Annotated in this window: 17 protein-coding genes; all 17 read left to right on the forward strand. The window is 48.4% G+C overall.

The genetic code is table 11. From position 1 onward, the window contains the following. Window positions 1-22 precede the first annotated feature (22 nt). The 17 genes from LCF57_RS14495 (at window position 23) to sigG (ending at window position 21,136) form a co-directional block, all read left to right on the forward strand. Window positions 23-403, forward strand: a complete 381-nt coding sequence (locus LCF57_RS14495) for a hypothetical protein (RefSeq protein WP_226001324.1) — start codon at window positions 23-25, stop codon at window positions 401-403. Between the two features lie 59 nt (window positions 404-462). Continuing rightward, complete coding sequence (locus LCF57_RS14500; RefSeq protein WP_226001325.1) at window positions 463-2,799, forward strand: penicillin-binding transpeptidase domain-containing protein; 2,337 nt, start codon at window positions 463-465, stop codon at window positions 2,797-2,799. An 83-nt stretch (window positions 2,800-2,882) separates the two neighbouring features. Continuing rightward, entirely contained in the window at window positions 2,883-4,799 is a 1,917-nt protein-coding gene (locus tag LCF57_RS14505; RefSeq protein WP_226001326.1) for a stage V sporulation protein D, read from the forward strand. A gap of 55 nt (window positions 4,800-4,854) precedes the next feature. Then, window positions 4,855-6,342, forward strand: coding sequence for a UDP-N-acetylmuramoyl-L-alanyl-D-glutamate--2,6-diaminopimelate ligase (locus LCF57_RS14510; RefSeq protein ID WP_226001327.1), 1,488 nt, complete (start codon window positions 4,855-4,857; stop codon window positions 6,340-6,342). Then, window positions 6,342-7,745 (forward strand): UDP-N-acetylmuramoyl-tripeptide--D-alanyl-D-alanine ligase, encoded by a 1,404-nt coding sequence (locus LCF57_RS14515; RefSeq protein ID WP_226001339.1) that lies wholly within the window; start codon window positions 6,342-6,344, stop codon window positions 7,743-7,745. The genes LCF57_RS14510 and LCF57_RS14515 overlap by 1 nt, the downstream gene beginning before the upstream one ends. A 22-nt stretch (window positions 7,746-7,767) precedes the next feature. Further along, a complete protein-coding gene (mraY, locus tag LCF57_RS14520) occupies window positions 7,768-8,736 on the forward strand; it encodes a phospho-N-acetylmuramoyl-pentapeptide-transferase (RefSeq protein ID WP_226001328.1) in 969 nt (322 codons plus the stop codon). A 4-nt stretch (window positions 8,737-8,740) separates the two neighbouring features. Further along, entirely contained in the window at window positions 8,741-10,162 is a 1,422-nt protein-coding gene (murD, locus tag LCF57_RS14525; RefSeq protein ID WP_226001329.1) for a UDP-N-acetylmuramoyl-L-alanine--D-glutamate ligase, read from the forward strand. A 49-nt stretch (window positions 10,163-10,211) separates the two neighbouring features. After that, window positions 10,212-11,309 (forward strand): stage V sporulation protein E, encoded by a 1,098-nt coding sequence (spoVE, locus tag LCF57_RS14530; RefSeq protein ID WP_226001330.1) that lies wholly within the window; start codon window positions 10,212-10,214, stop codon window positions 11,307-11,309. Between the two features lie 6 nt (window positions 11,310-11,315). Continuing rightward, on the forward strand, window positions 11,316-12,425 hold the full coding sequence (gene murG, locus LCF57_RS14535) for an undecaprenyldiphospho-muramoylpentapeptide beta-N-acetylglucosaminyltransferase (RefSeq protein WP_226001331.1): 1,110 nt from the start codon (window positions 11,316-11,318) through the stop codon (window positions 12,423-12,425). Window positions 12,426-12,571: 146 nt separating this feature from the next. Then, a complete protein-coding gene (gene murB / locus LCF57_RS14540; protein WP_226001332.1) occupies window positions 12,572-13,477 on the forward strand; it encodes a UDP-N-acetylmuramate dehydrogenase in 906 nt (301 codons plus the stop codon). Then, window positions 13,467-14,777, forward strand: coding sequence for a UDP-N-acetylglucosamine 1-carboxyvinyltransferase (gene murA / locus LCF57_RS14545; RefSeq protein ID WP_226001333.1), 1,311 nt, complete (start codon window positions 13,467-13,469; stop codon window positions 14,775-14,777). The genes murB and murA overlap by 11 nt, the downstream gene beginning before the upstream one ends. A 56-nt stretch (window positions 14,778-14,833) precedes the next feature. Next, window positions 14,834-15,598, forward strand: a complete 765-nt coding sequence (locus LCF57_RS14550; RefSeq protein WP_226001334.1) for a cell division protein FtsQ/DivIB — start codon at window positions 14,834-14,836, stop codon at window positions 15,596-15,598. A gap of 199 nt (window positions 15,599-15,797) precedes the next feature. After that, window positions 15,798-17,069, forward strand: a complete 1,272-nt coding sequence (gene ftsA, locus LCF57_RS14555) for a cell division protein FtsA (RefSeq protein WP_226001335.1) — start codon at window positions 15,798-15,800, stop codon at window positions 17,067-17,069. A gap of 67 nt (window positions 17,070-17,136) precedes the next feature. Further along, complete coding sequence (gene ftsZ, locus LCF57_RS14560; protein WP_025715634.1) at window positions 17,137-18,261, forward strand: cell division protein FtsZ; 1,125 nt, start codon at window positions 17,137-17,139, stop codon at window positions 18,259-18,261. Between the two features lie 187 nt (window positions 18,262-18,448). Further along, window positions 18,449-19,450, forward strand: coding sequence for a sigma-E processing peptidase SpoIIGA (gene spoIIGA / locus LCF57_RS14565; protein WP_226001336.1), 1,002 nt, complete (start codon window positions 18,449-18,451; stop codon window positions 19,448-19,450). 66 nt (window positions 19,451-19,516) lie between these two features. After that, on the forward strand, window positions 19,517-20,257 hold the full coding sequence (sigE, locus tag LCF57_RS14570) for an RNA polymerase sporulation sigma factor SigE (RefSeq protein ID WP_025715632.1): 741 nt from the start codon (window positions 19,517-19,519) through the stop codon (window positions 20,255-20,257). Window positions 20,258-20,353: 96 nt separating this feature from the next. Further along, window positions 20,354-21,136 (forward strand): RNA polymerase sporulation sigma factor SigG, encoded by a 783-nt coding sequence (gene sigG, locus LCF57_RS14575; protein WP_226001337.1) that lies wholly within the window; start codon window positions 20,354-20,356, stop codon window positions 21,134-21,136. Window positions 21,137-21,290: the final 154 nt, after the last annotated feature.

Below are 21,290 nucleotides of genomic sequence, written 5' to 3' on the forward strand. Positions count from 1 at the left end.
TTAATGGAGAAGGAGAGGCGACATGGCTTATACACGGGGTAATTTGGCTGTGAAAGAAAGAGCCCGTCAGGAACAGGTTCAGCAACAACGGTATCGTGAGACGACCAAAGTCGTTACGCGCCGCAGAGAGCTGCCAATTCGAGAAAAGCTGCTGTATCTGTTGACACTTGTAGCGTGCATTGTCATTGCTGGTATGTTGATCGGCAGGTACGCTCACATTTATCAAATTAATTATGCGATTAATACGGCCAGCAAGGACATCTCCAAATTACAGACCAATATCGCCCAATTGAAGATTCAAAAGGAGCAGCTTGAGAATCAGATTGTTCCAACTGCAAAGCAACAGGGATATATCGAGCCAACAAAAGAGCCCATTCGTGTGGAAAAGCAGGCTGCCAAATAGTTAAGAGCATAGCATCAAGCTATGCTCTAATGTACATTTTTTGCAGAGAGGTTTGAGCTATGGTCAAGAGAATAAAGCTTCGCACACTGCTGATAGGGGGATGTATTACCCTCTTTTTTCTTGTTCTGCTGTTAAAGGTATTTTGGATTCAGGTCGTAAGCGGGGAATATTGGCATAAACAGGTAGTTGAGCAGGTGGAAAAAGATCAGGTGATTCTGCCGAAGCGTGGAACCATTACGGATCGTAAAGGAAACGTACTGGCGACGGATGCACCTGCTTATACGGTAGTGGTCAATCCGAGTATCATTCAGGAATACGATTTGGAAAATGAGGTTGTAGCCAAGCTGCATCAATTACTTAAAACGCCTGAGGATGAGTTGAGAAGACATCTTTCGGCTAAGGACAGCAAGGGGAACTACTTAGTAAATCGCGAGATCCGTAATGGTGGCTGGAAGGCAGATCCTGAGGTCAAGGCACAGGTGGATACGTTCAAAAAATATTTGAAGGATAAGTATGGAGTGGTTGGGGCTGTGGACACGGCTCAGGAGTCCAAACGCTATTATCCCGAAAATAAACTGGCTTCTCATGTCCTGGGCTATCAACGAAAAGACGGAACAGCAGGCATGGGACTGGAAGCTTATTATAATAAAGAGCTGTCAGGCACGGCTGGCAAGCTTCTTTATCAGCGCGATCTGAAGGGTGTTCCTCTTCAGGGATCGGAAAGTATCTATGAGCCGGCACAAAATGGAAAAAATTTAAAGCTGACGATTGATGATACAATTCAGTATTATATAGAGAATGCCATGCAGGAAGCTATTGCAACCTACAATCCGAAAACGATGACTGTTGTAGCAGCAGATCCCGAAACGATGGATGTTCTCGGTATGGCGAGTTATCCTAATTTTAATCCCAATACATATGGGAGTGCATCACTGGAATCTTTTCGTAATAATGCTACTCAGTCTATTTACGAGCCGGGTTCTACGTTTAAGATTGTAACTTTGGCTGCTGCGGTTCAGGAAAAGGTATTTAATCCGAATGAAACCTACCAATCCGGTATAGTTAGGGTCGGAGGCTGGGATATTCGTGACGTGAGTCGTAACTGGGGAACGTTAACCTATCTCCAAGGTGTCAAGCGTTCAAGTAACGTCGGTTTCGTCCATCTGGGGCTGGATAAGCTGGGTGGCGAAAAGCTCAAAAAATATATTAATAACTTTGGATTTGGTGTGAAAACGGGTATTGATCTTCCGAGTGAGTCTGCGGGAGCTATTACATTCCACACCCAATACAAATCCGAAGTCGCTACGGCTTCCTTTGGACACGGACGTGTTCAGGTGACACCAATCCAGCAGGTAGCTGCGATTTCGGCCATTGCTAATGGGGGGAAGCTAATGCAGCCTCATCTGGTGAAGGAAATTGTGAATCCAGATACGGGCGAAGTGCAGAAGATTCAACCGAAGGAAGTCCGCCAGGTGATTTCGAAGGAATCGGCAGCCCAGACAAGCAGCTATTTGGAGCAGGTCGTGTCTGACCAGGAAATTGGTACAGGACGCCTTGCTTATATTGACGGATATCGTGTGGCTGGTAAGACCGGTACAGCGACGAAAGTCGTTGGCAAAGTCTACGACCATTCGAAGGATGTGGTATCCTTTATTGGATTTGCACCGGTAAATGATCCCAAAATAGCTGTATTGGTCGTCATGGATGAGCCTAACAAATCGGTAGGCGGTGGTACGGCAGCGGCGCCTGTATTTAAAAAAATCGTGTCCCAGTCACTGCAATATATGGGAGTTCCCAAAACAGGAACCAAGGCGAATAAATCAGATGGATCTGCTGTGAAAACGGTCGATTTGCCCACGATACCACAATTAACCGGTCAGGTGAAGAAGGATGCACAAAACGCATTGCTCAAACAGGGGATTGCCTATGAAACGGTCGGCAAAGGCTCCAAAATTGTTCGCCAGTATCCTGAGGCAGGCGTCAAAATGAAGCCGGGACAGCGCATTTATTTGCTGACCGAGGATAGTGCCAACATGACCATTCCTGACTTTACAGGTGTTTCATTGCGTGACACACTTCAAGTTTTGACGCTTATGAAGGTTGGTGTTCAGGTGAGTGGTGAAGGTTACGTTGTCGCTCAAAAGGCACAGATGGTAAATGGCAAGCGGATCGTCAGTGTAACGCTACAGCCGGCCAAGGAAACCGTAACCGGAGTAAAACCCGAAGACACACCGGACTCTACCACCGGGGTAGCTACCAATCAGTCAGGCAGTGCAGCCAAAACGGATACCGAAACTACTGCGAATACAGGCACAAGCGTCAGGTCTCCCGGCGGAGGAATCTCTGCTATAGCAGATGAAAAAAGTGCTGCCGCTATTAAAGGCAAGGATAATTGATAGCTTGTTCTAACGTCCGTTTTTTTGAATATTCATGAGGTAAGACATGTCATGAGTATTTGGAGGAATGGAGGTGAGCACGTTTGAAAAAATCTAACGTGATCATGCGGCGCAGGTTGGTATGGGGGCTGCTGGGATTGTTTGTACTATTCACGGCCTTGTCGATCCGGCTCGCCTATGTTCAATTGGGTAAAGGAGGCGAGCTCTCGGCCAAGGCTGAGGAGTCGTGGCGCCGCAATATTCCGTTTGCCGCCAAGCGTGGCGAAATTTTGGATCGGCAGGGTACGGCACTGACCTATAATGTCAGTTCGCCGACAGTCATGGCAATACCCGTACAAATTAAGGAACCGGAAGAAACGGCACGCAAGCTGGCGCCCTTGCTGAATATGAGTGAGGATAAAGTGCTCAAACTGATTACCAAACGAACTGCAAGCCAAAAACTTCAGCCCGGCGGACGGAAAATTACGATGGAGAAAGCGCAGCAAATTCGTGATTTGAAGCTGCCGGGTATCGTTGTTACTGAAGATAACAAACGATATTATCCTTATGGCGATCTAGCGGCTCATATTCTCGGATTTACGGGGATTGATAATCAAGGGCTGACAGGCGTAGAGAAGCAGCAAAACAGCAAGCTTCGTGGCATTGACGGAAGCATTGCGTATTTATCCGATGCAGGTGGACGCCTGATGCCCGGTTCCTCTGAAAAGTACATTGAACCGAAGGATGGTCTGAATTTACAATTGACCATTGATAAGTCTGTGCAGTCCATTATGGAACGGGAGCTTGACCAAGCGATGGTCAAATTTCAGGCCAACTCGGCATTATCTATAGCTATGAATCCCAAGACGGGTGAGATATTGGGCATGGCTGGACGACCAAGCTATGAGCCAGCTCTATACAAGCAATATGCGCCTGAAATTTACAATCGGAATTTGCCGATCTGGATGACCTACGAACCTGGTTCTACATTTAAAATTATAACGTTGGCCGCTGCGTTGGAAGAAAAGAAAGTGGATCTCAAAAATGATCGTTTTTTTGATCCGGGATATATTGAAGTCGGCGGGGCGCGCCTGCGCTGTTGGAAAAAAGGAGGTCATGGCAGCGAGACCTTTCTTCAAGTGGTGGAAAATTCTTGCAACCCCGGTTTTGTAACGCTGGGGCAGCGTTTAGGTAAAGAAACACTGTTCAAGTACATTCGCAATTTCGGCTTTGGCAGCAAAACGGGCATCGATATGATTGGGGAGGGAAATGGCATTTTGTTCAAACTCCCCCAGGTCGGGCCTGTAGAGCTGGCGACAACCGCTTTTGGTCAAGGGGTTTCTGTCACTCCGATTCAGCAGGTGACGGCGGTATCCGCTGCGATTAATGGTGGCAATCTCTATAAACCTCACATTACAAAAGGCTGGATTCAGCCGGGAACAGGCAAGGTGCTGGAAAAAGTAGAGCCGGAGCTAGTGCGAAGGGTTGTTTCAGAGGATACATCCCGACAAGTGAGGGAAGCGCTGGAGAGCGTCGTTGCCAAAGGCACAGGTCGTCCTGCTTTTATTGAGGGTTACCGGGTGGGTGGTAAAACAGGTACAGCGCAGAAGGTAATTAACGGACGTTATTCTTCCTCGGAGCATATTGTATCTTTTATCGGTTTTGCTCCCGCGGATGATCCGCAGATTGTTGTCTACACCGCTGTTGATAACCCGAAAGGCATTCAATTCGGCGGGGTAGTCGCTGCGCCAATTGTGCAAAAAATTTTAAAGGATGCGCTGATTGCTTTGAAAATCCCACCTCGCACCAATCAAATTGCCAAAGAGTACAAGTATGGAGAAAATCCGATTGAAACAGTACCTGATCTGGTAGGTGCCAGCGTGGCTGATTTGTACGAAGATATGAATATGAACTTTATGCTCGTAAAATCCGGGTCGGGTAAGACGGTTGTCAGTCAGGCACCGAAGCCGGGCTCCAGATTGGAACGGGGATCAACGATCCGTATTTATATGGGGGATTGATAGGTTCTTTTTATACCATACTATGAATAACGAGAGAGCAATGGAGGAATGAAAGATGGAGCTTCAACATTTGGCTTCACTGCTGGCCGTCTCACGCATTGTGGGAGACGGTACAGTGGATTGCCGAGGAATCGGGGCGGATTCACGTCGGGTACAGCCGGGAGACTTGTTTCTGTGCTTGCCCGGTTTTACAGTGGACGGACATGAATATGCCGGGCAGGCCATTGCGTCGGGTGCGGCAGCCTTAGTGGTAGAACGGGAGCTGGATGTGCCTGTTCCACAGCTTGTGGTTAAGGACGCCCGTTATGCCATGGCGGTTTTGTCGGATTATTTGTTTGATTCCCCGAGCCGCCGATTGCGCATGATCGGCATCACCGGAACTAACGGCAAAACCACGATAACTTATCTAATTGAAAAAATCATGAATGATGCCGGGGTGAACACCGGACTGATAGGCACAATTCAAATGCGCTACGGTGGCCAGTCTTACCCTATGTCAGGCACTACGCCCGAAGCAGTAGAACTACAACGTTATCTCGGAAATATGGCAGAGCAAGGTGTTCAATGCTGTGTCATGGAGGTATCCTCACATGCGTTGGAGCAGGGACGCGTCAAAGGAACTGATTTTCGTACCGCGATATTTACAAACCTGACGCAGGATCACCTGGATTATCACAACACGATGGAGGAGTACCGTGCTGCCAAAGGACTTTTGTTTTCCAGATTAGGAAATGTCTTCTCGCGGGATGTGTCGGACAGTAAATATGCTGTTCTGAACGCGGATGATCCGGCCTCTTCCTACTTCCAGGCTCAAACTGCGGCCCAAGTCATTACATACGGCGTGGAAAAGGAATCGGATGTGCAGGCATCCCGTATTACGATCGGTGCGAAGGGTACCTCCTTCCATGTGTCCACTTTTAAAGGGGATACGGATATTGAGCTTCGAATGGTAGGCAAGTTTAATGTGTACAACGCATTGGCCGCCATTACGGCTGCTTTACTGGAAGGGATTTCGCTCGCTGATATCAAGCACAGTCTGGAGTCGATAGCAGGCGTAGACGGACGGGTAGAGCCTGTAGATGCGGGACAGCCATTTGCTGTCATTGTAGATTATGCTCATACACCGGACGGATTGGAAAATGTCCTTCGTACCGTTAAGGAATTTGCGGTCGGTAAAATATGGTGTGTATTTGGATGCGGCGGAGACCGGGATCGTACCAAACGTCCTTTGATGGGGAAAATTGCTGCGCGATACAGCGATCATTCGTTTATTACTTCCGACAATCCCCGAACAGAGGACCCGGAAGTTATTTTGAAAGACATCGAGCAGGGGCTGATTGACGAAGGAGTAGCTGCAGAACGATACGAGCTGATCGTAGATCGTAGAGCTGCTATTCATAAAGCTATTGAAATGGCAAGCCCTGACGATGTAGTATTGATTGCGGGAAAAGGTCACGAGACCTACCAGCTGATCGGAAAAACGGTGCATGAATTCGATGACCGCATCGTAGCCAAAGAAGCGATAAGGGGTTTATCCAAGTGATGAAAAGAACAATCGGTCAAATTGCCTCCATGTGTGGGGGAACACTTCACAGAGAAGCGGACGCTGAACGGATGGTTGAGGGCGTTTTTACAGATTCGCGCAAGCCGCAAAGCCATGGGCTGTTCATTCCACTTTCCGGTGAGCGATTTGACGGGCATAATTATGTGCAGCAAATCATGAGCGAGGCAGGTGCAGCTGCTTTTTTATGGCAAAAGGATCACGGAGCGCCTCCGAACGGGAACGCCATTGAAGTAGAGGATACCTTAGAAGCCCTTCAGCAGCTAGCAGCTGCATATTTGCGTGAGACTGGCGTTTCTGTCGTCGGAATCACAGGAAGCAACGGCAAGACGACGACTAAAGACATCGTGACGGCTCTGCTGGGCACGACTTTTAAAGTACACAAAACCGAAGGAAATTATAACAATCATATCGGTTTGCCTTTAACGGTACTGTCCATGCCGCAGGATACAGATATTCTTATTCTTGAGATGGGCATGAGCGGACGAGGTGAGATCCGCCTGCTGGCTAATATTGCAAAGCCGGATGTTGCAGTCATTACGAATATAGGCGAATCACACTTGCTCCAGCTCGGTTCCCGTGCGGAGATCGCACGTGCAAAGCTGGAAATCGCCAGTGGCCTCAAGCCCGGTGGCTTGCTGATTTATAACGGTGATGAACCACTTTTACCACAAGTGTTGGCGGAACCTGCAACGGTCAAGCCTGAGAGGTTAAAACGGTTTACGTTCGGGATATCAAAGGACAATGATGATTATCCCACAGAAATCACTTTGGATGGGGAAGGCAGTTTATTCACAACCGCCCAATCCGGCCAAGAGACTTTCCGACTTCCCTTGCTTGGACAGCACAATATTGTGAACGGGTTGGCATCGCTGGCGGTAGCACGTCATTTCAATGTCGATGCAGACCATATACGCCAAGGGCTGTCGTCTTTGAAGCTGACAGGCATGCGCATTGAGGTTGTGAACTGCTCTGACGGACTTACCGTGCTAAACGATGCCTATAACGCCAGTCCTGCTTCAATGAAGGCTGCACTACAGACATTATCCGTGTACAAAACGGACGGACGTAAAATTGCCGTGCTTGGTGATATGTTGGAGCTGGGACCAGAAGAAAAGCAATTCCATGAGGAAATTGGGCTTTTTGCAGCTAAGCACGACGTAGAGGAATTGTTTACCTACGGTGAGCTGGGGCTGTCTATTGCACAGGGAGCTGCAGGGTTAATGCCAATTGAACACGTACACGCTTATACGGATAAGGAAAAGCTGGTCCGGCATTTGCTGACTTATCTCCATGCTAATGATATTGTGCTGGTTAAGGCATCCAGAGGGATGCGATTGGAAGAAATTGTGGATGCGCTGAAAAACGGTCCGCTACAGAACTGATGTTGACGAGAGGAAGACTCCCATGGATATTCAATTATTACTGCTGACGATCGTCGTATCGTTTATACTGGCGGTTATTGCCGCTCCATTGCTTATTCCGCTGCTGCGGCGTATGAAATTCGGCCAGCAGGTCCGGGATGACGGGCCACAAAGCCATCTCAAAAAGATAGGTACGCCTACAATGGGCGGTATCGTGATTTTGCTGGCTTTTACGCTGACCTTTCTTAAGTTTTCAGCTATCAAAAATACGGACTTTTACGTTCTGCTGGTCGCTACGCTCGGTTTTGGGCTGATTGGCTTTTTGGATGACTATATTAAAATTGTATTCAAACGCTCACTGGGTCTGACGGCGCGCCAAAAGCTATTTGGGCAATTATTGTTTGGCGGGATTATGTGCTGGCTTTTGCTCAACAATGATCACAGTACTGCCATCGGCATTCCGGGTACCTCATGGTCATTTGATTGGGGGGGCTGGTTTTACTATCCGTTCATCATTATCATGATGCTGGCGATCAGCAACGCTGTCAATTTCACAGATGGGCTGGACGGGCTGCTGTCCGGTACTAGTGCGATTGCCTTCGCCGCTTATGCCATTGTTGCGATTCAGGCGACCTCACTTCCGGCTGCTGTATGCTCAGCGGCGATGATTGGTGCTGTGCTTGGTTTTCTTGTATACAATGCACACCCTGCCAAGGTATTTATGGGTGACACGGGCTCGCTGGGCATCGGCGGTGCCATTGGTGCCATCGCTATCGTTACGAAAAGCGAAATTTTATTCATTATTATCGGTGGCGTATTCGTGATTGAAATGCTGTCCGTGGTTTTGCAGGTAGCTTCCTTTAAAACACGTGGCAAACGCATTTTCAAAATGAGCCCAATTCATCATCATTTCGAGCTGTCCGGTTGGTCCGAATGGCGCGTAGTTATTACATTCTGGGCTGTAGGACTGCTGCTTGCAGGACTCGGACTTTATCTCAACAAGGGGTTGTAGACAAATGAACCATCCAGACGCATACCGAGATCAGGAAGTTGTCATTATAGGTCTGGCCAAAAGCGGTGTACAGGTTGCCAAGGTGCTGCATCAGGCAGGAGCCAGGCTGACAGTCAATGATAAAAAAGATAGGGAACAATGTCCCGAAGCTTCTGAATTAGAGGCTTTGGGAATTTCCGTTTTATGCGGAGGGCACCCGGAGGGACTAATTCATCCCGGTGTGAGGCTGGTTGTCAAAAATCCAGGCATCCCTTATACCGCCCCGCCCGTACAGAAGGCTGTCGAGCTCGGCATTGAGGTTGTGACCGAGGTTGAGGTTGCCTACCATCTATGTAAAGCCCCGATCATCGGAATTACCGGCTCCAATGGAAAGACAACCACGACCACATGGGTGGGCAAGCTGTTGGAGTCTTCTGGCATGAGTCCGATCGTGGCTGGTAATATCGGCACTCCGTTATGTGAGGCGGCTGTGGACGCCAAGACGAATGAGTGGATGGTTGTGGAGCTGAGCAGCTTTCAGTTAAAAGGAACAAAGGATTTTAAGCCCGCTGTGGCTTGTTTGCTCAATGTAGCTGAGACCCATCTGGACTACCATGGCAGCATGGAGGATTATGTTGCATCCAAGGCACGTCTGTTTGCAAATCAAACGTCCGCTGATAAAGCGGTAGTGAACTGGGATGATCCAGTCTGCCGGGAGCTTGTGCCCTATATTAAGGCGAAGCTGCTTCCTTTCTCGATGACGGAACGCTTGCAGGAAGGGTTGTTTGCTGACCCGCCATACATACCGGATGTGACGGATGACATCGAACGAAGCATCGTATATCGCGATAGCCTTGGGGTGGTGCATCCCATTATAGGTGTAGCCGAGATTGGCCTGCCGGGCCGTTTTAACGTGGAAAATGCTCTCGCTGCTTGCGCAATAGCCATTGCCGCAGGTGCAGAGCCTGCGAAGCTGGCAGAACCCTTAAGTGCATTTCGCGGTGTAGAACATCGGCTTGAATATGTCTTAGAGCACGCCGGAGCAGCCTATTATAATAATTCCAAAGCAACCAATTCCAAAGCGACCATGATGGCCTTATCTTCCTTTAAGCAACCTATTATACTGATTGCCGGAGGATTGGATCGCGGCTCAGATTATGCGGAGCTTGTACCGTCCCTGCAGGAACGTGTAAAGGCCGTTGTGCTTCTGGGGGAAACACGGCATAAGCTGGCAGATCGGGCCCTTCAGGCCGGAATAGAGCATGTCGAGATCGTCGATAATGGGGAGGACGCCGCCGCTACGCTCGTGGAGGCTGTGAACAAGGCGGCAGAATTTGCTGAGCCGGGAGATGTGGTGTTACTCTCACCCGCTTGCGCAAGCTGGGATATGTTCCGATCCTATGAAGAGCGTGGACGTATTTTTAAAGAGGCGGCGCATAAATTGTAAGTAGGGGGGTTGGATAAGCCCCTACTTTTATGCAAGGGGTGGCCTCCTGATGAAGCAATCTCGTCCGGCGCCGGATATATGGCTTTTCGTCTGTATTGTAAGCTTGTTAGCCATCGGCATGATTATGGTATACAGCGCGGGCGCCGTCCTCGCTTTTCACGAGTACGGGGACTCCTACTATTTTGTAAAACGGCAACTGCTTTTTGCGGGGCTTGGCCTTTTAGCGATGTATTTTACTGCCCGAACGGACTATCGAATCTGGCAGAAATATGCCAAGGTCGTGCTATTGATCTGCCTTGCGTTGCTGATTGCTGTATTAATTCCCGGTATTGGTGTAGTTAGAGGCGGAGCACGGAGCTGGCTGGGTATCAGTTCTTTCGGTATTCAGCCTTCCGAGTTTATGAAGCTGGGCATGATTCTTTATCTTGCCCAATGGCTCAGTCGTGCGGATTATGATATTAGCTCTTTTACGCGTGGCCTATTGCCCCCGCTTGGACTTATGGGCCTGGCCTTCGGTCTGATTATGCTGCAGCCCGATTTGGGCACAGGTACAGTGATGATGGGAGCATCCATGCTGATCGTATTTACGGCAGGTGCGCGCATGAAGCATCTTGGCTTGCTGGCCTTGTCGGGGGCAGCAGGGTTTGCTGCACTGGTCGCAGCTGCACCTTATCGACTCCAGCGGATTACGGCTTTTTTGGACCCTTGGTCTGATCCACTTGGTGCAGGCTATCAAATTATTCAATCGCTATATGCCATTGGACCTGGTGGACTGGCGGGTCTGGGACTTGGTATGAGTCGGCAGAAATACAGTTATGTTCCCGAGCCGCAGACGGATTTTATCTTTTCTATTTTGGCGGAGGAGCTTGGTTTTATCGGTGGAATGACGGTGCTGGGACTCTTTCTGGTACTTGTGTGGAGAGGAATGCGTGTCGCTATTACCATACCGGACACCTACGGTAGCTTGCTTGCGGTAGGCATTGTCGGAATGGTTGCCGTACAGGTTGTCATTAACATTGGTGTCGTTATCGGATTAATGCCGGTAACAGGAATAACATTGCCCTTAATCAGCTATGGAGGTTCTTCTCTGACGTTGATGCTAACTGCGTTGGGCATTTTACTGAATTTATCACGTTATGCGAGGTGAACGTTTATGCGCGTCGTGTTGAGCGGCGGCGGTACCGGAGGGCATATTTATCCGGCACTGGCCGTAGCCAGACAGTGCGAAGAGATTGATCCGGACGCTGAATTTTTATACATTGGCGGTCAACGAGGACTCGAAAGCAAGTTGGTTCCTCAGGAAAAAATTCCATTTGAGGCTATTGATATCACAGGATTTCGTCGCAGCTTATCCTTGGAAAATATAAAAACGATCATGCGCTTTTTCCAAGGGGTTCGAAGATCCAAAGCATTATTAAAAAAATTCAAGCCAGATATCGTCATAGGTACTGGGGGATATGTATGCGGCCCTGTCGTCTATGCAGCTTCCAAATTGGGCATACCCAGCATTATTCATGAGCAAAATGCGATTCCGGGCCTGACCAATGCATTTCTGAGCCGGTATGTGGATACGGTGGCTGTTAGCTTTGAAGGCTCCGAAGGGGCTTTCCCAAAGGCCAAAAATGTATTGTATACCGGGAATCCACGCGCGACGACAGTTCGTTTGGCTAACCGGGATCGGGGCTTTGCTACCATCGGGGTTCCGATGAACAGCTCGGTTGTACTTGTGGTAGGTGGCAGCAGGGGAGCGAAAGCTATTAATGACGCTATGATTGCCATGGCTCCGCAACTTTCGCAACTGAAAGACGTCCATTTTGTATATGTGACTGGTGAATCTTATTATGAACAGACGTTGGACAGCATAAGGAATCAGATTGGCTCATTGCCTAACCATCTTCACGTGCTTCCCTATATTCACAATATGCCAGAGGTGCTGGCTTGTACCTCTTTAATCGTTAATCGCGCAGGTGCGTCTTTCTTGGCCGAGATTACATCCTTGGGTATTCCGTCCATTCTGATTCCATCACCTAATGTGACGAATAATCATCAGGAGGCCAATGCCCGCACGCTTGAAAAGGCAGGCGCTTCGGTAATGATCGCGGAAAAGGAATTGAGCGGTTCTTCTTTGTTTCAGTCCATTGCGAGAATTATGGAGGATGACACATTGCGTAACCGGATGGCAGAGTCGGCGTCTGCACTTGGCAAGCCTGACTCGGCAGATATTTTAGTAAAAGAAATGGAGCGTCTTGCCCGTAAAAGGTAGTCCGCAGCGCAGTTTGGGCGGTTGTCACACACCGGGCGGTATTGACATAGGATACCCTATAGATTGTGACCATCACTCAGGCTGCCGGTTGTCAGGTGAGAGCCTCATAACTATGCGGGGGCAAGCAACAAGGAGGTTTCAGTACAATGCAGCAATGGATGCCATTATTAGGGGAGCATGATATCGGAAAAGTGCTGGAGCATGAGCCGCTGTCCAAATATACGACATGGAAGATTGGAGGCCCTGCGGATGCTCTTGTCATCCCGGATACCAAGGAGCAGCTGGCTAGAGTTTTACAGCTGGCTAGTGAGCACGGGATTCCGTGGATGCAGTTGGGGAGGGGCTCTAACATGCTCGTTTCCGACAAAGGAATTCGGGGGCTTGTGATCAAACTGGGGCCAGGATTTGATTATGTCCATTTTGAGGATGAACGAATCATCGCTGGCGGGGGCGTGTCACTGGTCAAACTGTGTGTTATGGCTAGCAAGCAGGGGCTGTCCGGCCTTGAATTTGCGGGAGGTATCCCGGGATCAGTCGGTGGGGCTGTCTACATGAACGCTGGTGCCCATGGGTCTGATGTGTCACAAATATTCCAGTCCGCTGAGATTGTGCTGGATACAGGGGAATTGGCTGTGTACGATGCCGAGGACATGCGTTTCAGCTATCGCCACTCCGTGCTGCATGAGCAGCGTGGAATGGTGACAGAGGCAGTATTTCAGATGAAGCGGGGCGACCGTGAGGAAATCTCAGCGGCGCTTACGGCTTTTAAAGACCGCCGTAGGCTGACTCAGCCGTTACAGCTAGCTTGTGCAGGAAGCGTGTTTCGTAATCCGCCAGGGGACTATGCTGCCCGGCTTATTGAAAGCGCAGGTCTGAAGGGCTTGAAGGCAGGGGGCGCTGAAGTATCTGTACAGCATGCCAATTTCATTGTAAATACCGGTCAAGCGACAGCAGAGGACGTGCTTACCCTAATGAAGCATATTCAAAGTACAATATCATCTCAAACCGGCATCAAGCTAGTTCCGGAGGTTTTCGTAGTGGGTGAGCGGTAAACTCGGAGGTGATACATTGGACAAATTGGTGATTGAGGGAGGCCGTCCCCTGTCAGGCACCATACGTATCCATGGAGCAAAAAATGCGGCACTGCCTATTCTTGCAGCAAGTTTGCTTGCGCAAGGTAAGGTGGAAATTCGGAATGTGCCCCATCTATTAGACATTAAGGTCATGCTGCACATCCTTGAAAGACTCGGCTGTACATGCCGACATGAAGAGGAAACGGTATATGTGGATACGTCGTCCGTCCGATCGTTCCAAATTCCGGAAGATTTGATGAAGCAAATGCGTTCATCTATCTTTCTCATGGGACCTCTACTCGCCAGATATGGTGAAGTTTCCATTTATCAGCCCGGAGGCTGCGCCATAGGCGAACGTAAAATCGATCTTCACCTGGAGGGCTTAAAGGCTCTTGGAGCAGAGATCGAGGAAAAAGACGAGCAAATTACGTTCCGTACCCGCAAGCTGATCGGCTCGGACATCCATATGGATTTTCCGAGCGTAGGGGCAACGGAAAATATTATGATGGCTGCCGTGTTGGCTGAAGGACGAACAACGATTACCAACGCAGCGAGGGAGCCAGAGATTCAGGATCTTCAAAACTTCCTGAATGCCATGGGTGCCCATATTATCGGTGCAGGAACAGACACGATTACAATTACAGGGGTCAGTAGCCTGAAACCGTGTACGTATGAGGTCATTCCTGACCGTATTGTAGCAGGAACGGTCATGATCGCAGCTGCCGCTACACGTGGAAGTGTGTCACTGACACACTGTAACCCCTCTCACTTGTCTGCGCTGATTCATGTCCTTAGGCGGGCTGGTGTTCAAATCGGCATTCTGAATGATATAATGACCGTAAGTTGCATGAGCCGCCCCAAAGCGGTGGAGAGGATTGTTACTTCACCTTACCCATCTTTTCCAACCGATTTGCAGTCTCAAGTCATGGTTCTACTTTCATTGGCGGATGGTTTCAGTGTCATGAAAGAGACCGTCTTCGAAAGCAGATTCAAGCATGTGGATGAATTAAATGTGATGGGAGCCGATATTACGGTTGATGCGAATGCTGCCTTTATAAGGGGAGTTTCTCGTCTGTACGGGGCTACGGTAGAGGCTACCGATCTGCGGGCAGGGGCTGCGCTGGTTATTGCGGGGCTGGCCGCACAGGGACGTACCATTGTCGAGCAGGTTCACCACATTGACAGAGGGTATGATCGGATCGAACGTCTTTTCCAGGGGCTGGGCGCCCGAATGAGCCGCCAGTCTCCGGTGCCGGAGCAGCTGGATTTCGTAAATTAATGCCTGTAATGTCCCTCCGTAGCGGGGGGACCAGAAGGCTTTTGTGGAGAGAAGCTATGCCAAATGCTCAAATACCTGTTCTTAAAAAGAACAGAACGAAAAAAAGAACAAGCCGGAAGATTGCCGTTCTTCTCATTTTATTGTTTATTGTGTTGCTCGCTGTTCTCTTTTTCCGTTCTTCGTTAAGTCGGGTTTCTGAAATTCGTTTTGACGGTAATGTTTTTTCGACCCGAGAGCAGCTTCTGAATCGAAGCGGTCTGGCTGTCGGGGATCAGTATTTTGGAGTTAGTTCATCTGACATTTCTGAAAAGCTGCGGGAGATTCAGTCGATTCAGCATGTTACGGTGGACAAGCAGTTTCCGGGTGTCATTTCTGTTCACATTAAAGAGTTTGCTACGGTCGCTTACGAGCTGCAGAGTGACGGCAGCCTGCGGGCTATTCTGGCGAACGGGTCAAGCGTAGGCGTGGGCAGCAGCGGAATAGCTGTTGAGAAGCCTATTCTGACCAAATGGAAATCGGATGATCCGTATAAAGCCAAGCTGTGTGATGCTTTATCACGCATTCCGGGAGAGTGGACAGCCGATATTTCGGAAATCATTCCTGCGCCGGTTCCTTCTTTTCCGGATCGTATAAAAATGTATACACGCTCCCAGTTTGAGGTGATTACAACCGTTTCGCTGCTGAGCTCTAAAATCAGCTATTTGAATCAGGTGCTAGAAACAGAAGCCCCCGGTTTGATTACAATGCTGGAGGCGGATTCCTATGTTCCCTTCAAACCGGATACGAGTGATGAGGATCAAGAAAAAGATACTACTCAGTGATGTGAAAAAATGCTAGAATTAATTTTATGGGTAATAGACTTGCCTCCTTCTTTTTTCTTCAAATTTTTATGTGACCGCAACCATAAATTGGCTTCTAAAAAATTTGTAGAAAAAAGAGGGAAAGCATGGAGTATGTTGAATATGTACAGAGTGTGTTCAAAGATCGAAATTCATTTTGGAGTCAGGAGGTGCCACAGACTTGAGCAACAATGACATCATTGTTAGTTTGGACATCGGTACATCCAAAGTTCGGGCTATTATTGGGGAAATGAATAATGGAACCTTTAATATTATTGGAGTTGGATCTGCCGACTCGGAAGGGATTCGCAAAGGTGCAATTGTAGACATTGATCAAACCGTGCAATCAATCCGTAACGCCGTGGATCACGCAGAGCGCATGGTTGGTATTCAAATAACAGAAGTGTATGTGGGGATTTCAGGCAACCATATTGGTCTGCAAAATAGTCATGGCGTAGTAGCCGTGTCCAACGAGGACCGAGAAATCGGCGAGGAGGACATTGAGCGTGTACTAAAAGCAGCTGAAGTTATTGCTGTACCACCAGAGAGAGAAATCATTGACGTGGTAGCCAAGCAGTATGTCGTGGATGGCCTTGAAGGAATTCAGGACCCTCGCGGTATGATCGGAGTTCGTCTCGAAGTAGAGGCTACGATTGTTACTGGAGGCAAGACCCCGATACATAACCTGTTGCGCTGCGTGGAGAAAGCCGGCTTGAGAATCAAAGATCTGGTGCTGCTGCCACTCGGGGCTGGACAATTGTCTCTTTCGAAGGATGAAAAGGTGATGGGCTCGGTGTTGGTGGATATTGGTGCAGGTTCTACGAATGTTGCTATTTTCCAGGAAGGATCGATTGTTGCCACATCAACACTTCCAATTGGCGGAGAGTTTGTAACCAATGATATTGCCTACGGACTGAGGACCCTTACCGATCAAGCCGAAAAAGTAAAGCTTAAATACGGCTGCGCATGGTATGATGATGCGGCAGCCGATGTCGTCTTTAAAGTAACCCGTATCGGCAGTAACGTGGATAAAGAGTTTAACCAGCAGGATTTGGCTGCTATTATTGAGCCTAGAGTGCAGGAAATTTTTCAACTCATTCAGGCGGAAGTTAAGCGCTTGGGTTACACAGAGCTTCCGGGGGGTTATATACTTACCGGAGGCACCGTCTCCATGCCTGGTGTACTTCAGGTGGCACAAAGCGAACTGGCCGCTTCCGTAAGGATCGCCGTACCTGATTTTATCGGTGTAAGGGATCCGGGCTACACGAGCGGAGTTGGCATCTTGCATAATGCCATTCGTTACTATCGTGGAAGATCGACAAGCGTTAGCAACAGTGGCGGAAGTAACAAGAAGCCGACCAACCGAACCAAAAGCAGCAGTCCCACCGCGGAAGGCGAGCAAAAGCAGGGGTTGATTGAACGCTTAAAAAATATGTTCAGTGAATTTATATAACGTTCATTGCTAATTATGCCAATCATGGACGGGCCATCCATGCACATTGAGGGGGAGATGGAATAGTATGTTGGAATTTGATTTTGAAATGGAGAGCTTGGCTCAAATTAAAGTGATCGGCGTCGGCGGCGGCGGCAGCAATGCGGTTAACCGGATGATCGAAAATGGTGTTCAAGGTGTGGAGTTTATTACTGTCAATACAGATGCCCAGGCACTTCATTTAGCGAAGTCCGAGCATAAGCTTCAGATTGGCGATAAACTGACTCGCGGCTTGGGTGCCGGTGCTAACCCGGATGTGGGTAAAAAAGCGGCTGAGGAGTCGCGTGAGCTCATTATGAACACGCTCAAAGGTGCCGATATGGTATTCGTTACAGCGGGGATGGGTGGCGGTACAGGAACCGGAGCGGCTCCTGTCATTGCTGAAATTGCCAAGGAATGCGGCGCGTTGACAGTGGGCGTGGTAACACGACCATTCACGTTTGAAGGGCGTAAGCGCTCCAATCAAGCTGAACTCGGCATTGAGGGATTAAAAGAAAAGGTAGACACCTTGATTGTAATCCCGAATGACCGCCTGCTTGAAATTGTGGACAAGAAAACCCCAATGTTGGAAGCGTTCCGTGAAGCGGATAATGTTCTGCGCCAGGCAGTACAAGGTATTTCGGATCTGATCGCTGTACCAGGTTTGATCAACCTTGACTTTGCTGACGTAAAAACGATCATGACGGAGCGTGGCTCTGCTTTGATGGGAATCGGCGAAGCAACTGGTGAAAATCGTGCGGCTGAAGCAGCACGCAAGGCTATCATGAGCCCGTTGTTGGAGACATCCATTGAAGGTGCTCGCGGTGTAATTATGAACATCACTGGCGGCGCTAATCTGTCTCTGTACGAGGTCAATGAGGCGGCTGAAATTGTAACGTCGGCTTCCGATCCGGAGGTTAACATGATTTTCGGTGCTATCATTGACGAAGAGTTGAAAGAAGAAATTAAGGTTACCGTTATCGCAACTGGCTTTGAAGGTAAGCCAAGCCAACCTGCACCGGGACGTAGACCGGCAGCTAACCCGGCAACTTCCGAATCGACGGAAAAGGCCTCTCCTAACTTGCGTCCATTTGGTAATACTCAAAGCAGTGACCAATTGGATATTCCGACATTCTTACGTAACCGTTCACGTAATAATAATAACGATAACTAGTTTGAAATCAGAGAGCCCGCATTCTCCTTGGAGATGCGGGCTTCTTTGTCTTTCCCTATCCGTGCTTCTCGGAGCTTCTCCTCTTTCCGACAAAATTAGTCGATCACCGTCCCCACCGTTAGACAGACTTTGAACAGCATGACTACTATACTTAAGCCTATCCTGCAAACGCTGGGCGGGTGAATCCTTGGTTGTTTATATCGACTTGATTTTTTTGACCAATTTGTTCATTGACGCTGTATTGCTGATGGTCACCGCCTGGATGAGAAAAATCCGTCCAGTGTGGTGGCGGCTGATTCTTTCGGCTGTGATCGGTGCAATGTACGTGGTCATGATGTTTGTGCCGGAGCTGTCCTTTTTATTTACGTTTCTGATCAAATTGGCATTATCGGTCATTATGCTGCTAGTGGCTTTTGGATTTGGCAGCATGCAAAAGTATCTTCGTACAATGGGTGCTTTTTACATGATCAATTTTGTAGCTGCAGGTGGAATTTTGGGGATGCATTATTTTCTCCAAAGTACGGGGGAATTGTTTAATGGCATCTGGTATACCGCTTCAGGTGGAATGTCCTTTGAGTTGAAAATTGCATTCTGGTTTATTTTATGCGCATTTGTCGGAGTGATGCTTTTCTTTCGTATTGTGCAATCCTCAAAGCAGCGTACAGAAAGGATGAGTGGATTTTTAGGAGAAGTGCAGGTATGGATCGGGCAGGATCATATTGAGTGTACAGGCTTGCTGGATACAGGCAACCAACTGCATGATCCTTTGACCCGAATCCCGGTTATGGTGATGGAAGCGGCCTTGTGGGAAGGGTATTTGCCCTCCTCCTGGCTCCAAAAATGTTCCGAGGGGAATGTTGACCAGCTAGTAATGGAGCTGGGGGACGAATCGTTCAGCTGGCAGGATCGTGTCCGTCTTGTTCCCTATCGAGGTATCAACCGTAGCCATTCCTTTATGCTCGCACTCAAACCGGATCGGGTGGAGGTGTCCATGAATGGGGCTCGTTTTGTGCAGGATCGAGTACTGATTGGTTTGGATGGGGGCACCTTGTCGGCAGAGGGCAAATACCGTGCGATTATTCACCCGGATGTGACGGCACACGAAGAAGGCTGTACTGATATGAGCCAGAAGGGGGATGCGCGTCTTAGCGAGCAATTACAGGCCCAGGAGCGTGGAGCGAGGGTATAGGACGAGGCTTGAAGGAGACGAAAATGAGTTTGGCACCATTTTAAAATTCAAAAGGGGGAGCATATTATGCGGGAACATGTGAAATTAAAAATGAAAATCAGGCTAGCTTTACAATTGCAATATTATCGTATTTTATTTTTATTTGGCCTAAAAAGTGAAGAAATTTATTACATTGGCGGCAGCGAGGCGCTCCCCCCACCGCTGACGAGAGACGAGGAAGAGTATCTGCTTGGAAAGCTTTCTTCTGGAGATGCGGCGGTACGATCCATGCTAATTGAACGGAATTTGCGATTAGTCGTGTATATTGCCCGTAAATTTGAAAATACGGGGATCAACATTGAGGATCTCGTATCCATCGGTGCCATAGGACTGATCAAAGCGGTTAACACTTTTGATCCCGAAAAGAAAATCAAGCTCGCCACGTATGCTTCAAGATGCATTGAAAATGAAATTTTGATGTATTTGCGTCGCAATAGCAAAACGAGAACAGAAGTTTCTTTTGACGAACCCCTGAATATTGATTGGGATGGTAATGAATTACTACTTTCCGACGTGATGGGTACGGAAAATGATACCATTTACCGCAATATTGAGGAGCAGGTAGACCGCAAATTGTTGCATAAGGCGCTGGATAAGCTGACAGATCGAGAGCGTTTAATTATGGAGCTGCGCTTCGGCTTGCAGGACGGAGAAGAGAAGACACAGAAGGATGTTGCTGACCTGCTGGGTATCTCGCAATCATATATTTCACGTCTGGAAAAACGAATTATAAAGCGCTTACGAAAAGAATTCAACAAAATGGTATAACGTTTGGGGATATGCGGAAGCAATGGAAACGGCGAATAAAAAAACGCCCTCAGGAGATAATGTACATTAATGTTGCTCCTTAGGAGGTAAGACACGATGACCCGAAACAAAGTGGAAATTTGCGGTGTGGATACCGCCAAACTGCCGGTATTAACCAATGCAGAAATGCGTGAGCTGTTCACATCACTTCAGCAAAATAATGAACGATCAGCCAGAGAAAAATTGGTCAATGGCAATCTCCGGCTCGTCCTGAGTGTAATTCAGCGGTTTAACAATCGGGGAGAGTTTGTGGACGATTTGTTCCAGGTAGGCTGCATCGGCCTGATGAAGGCGATTGATAATTTTGACCTGTCACAAAACGTGAAGTTCTCCACTTATGCGGTTCCGATGATTATCGGAGAGATACGTCGTTATTTGCGGGATAACAATCCGATTCGTGTATCGCGTTCGTTACGGGATATTGCATATAAGGCGCTTCAGGTGCGAGACAGTCTGACGAATCTGAACTCGCGGGAACCGACGATTTTTGAAATTTCAGAGGCGTTGAATGTGCCCAAAGAAGACGTTGTGTTCGCATTGGATGCGATTCAGGATCCGGTTTCGCTGTTCGAGCCGATATATCACGACGGGGGCGACCCAATCTATGTGATGGATCAGATCAGTGATGACAGAAACAAAGACGTCACATGGATTGAGGAGATCGCTCTGCGGGAAGCGATGCATCGCCTGGGCCAGCGTGAAAAGATGATATTGTCCATGCGTTTTTATGAAGGAAAGACGCAAATGGAGGTTGCCGACGAAATCGGTATCTCTCAAGCCCAGGTTTCTAGATTAGAGAAGTCGGCTATTCAGCAAATGCAAAAGCACGTAAAATCCTAACGATATGAATGGCTTGAATGACTCCGATAAAAACGATCCTATATGGATCGTCAGGCTGTCGAGAAAGTCTCGACAGCTTTTTTTATGTTGATTTTGTTTAAGACGACACCGCGTTAATGTTGTATAATATAGGTAACTATTGTATAGAACGGAC

The organism is Paenibacillus sp. BJ-4 (genome assembly GCF_020404765.1).
Taxonomy (GTDB): domain Bacteria; phylum Bacillota; class Bacilli; order Paenibacillales; family Paenibacillaceae; genus Paenibacillus.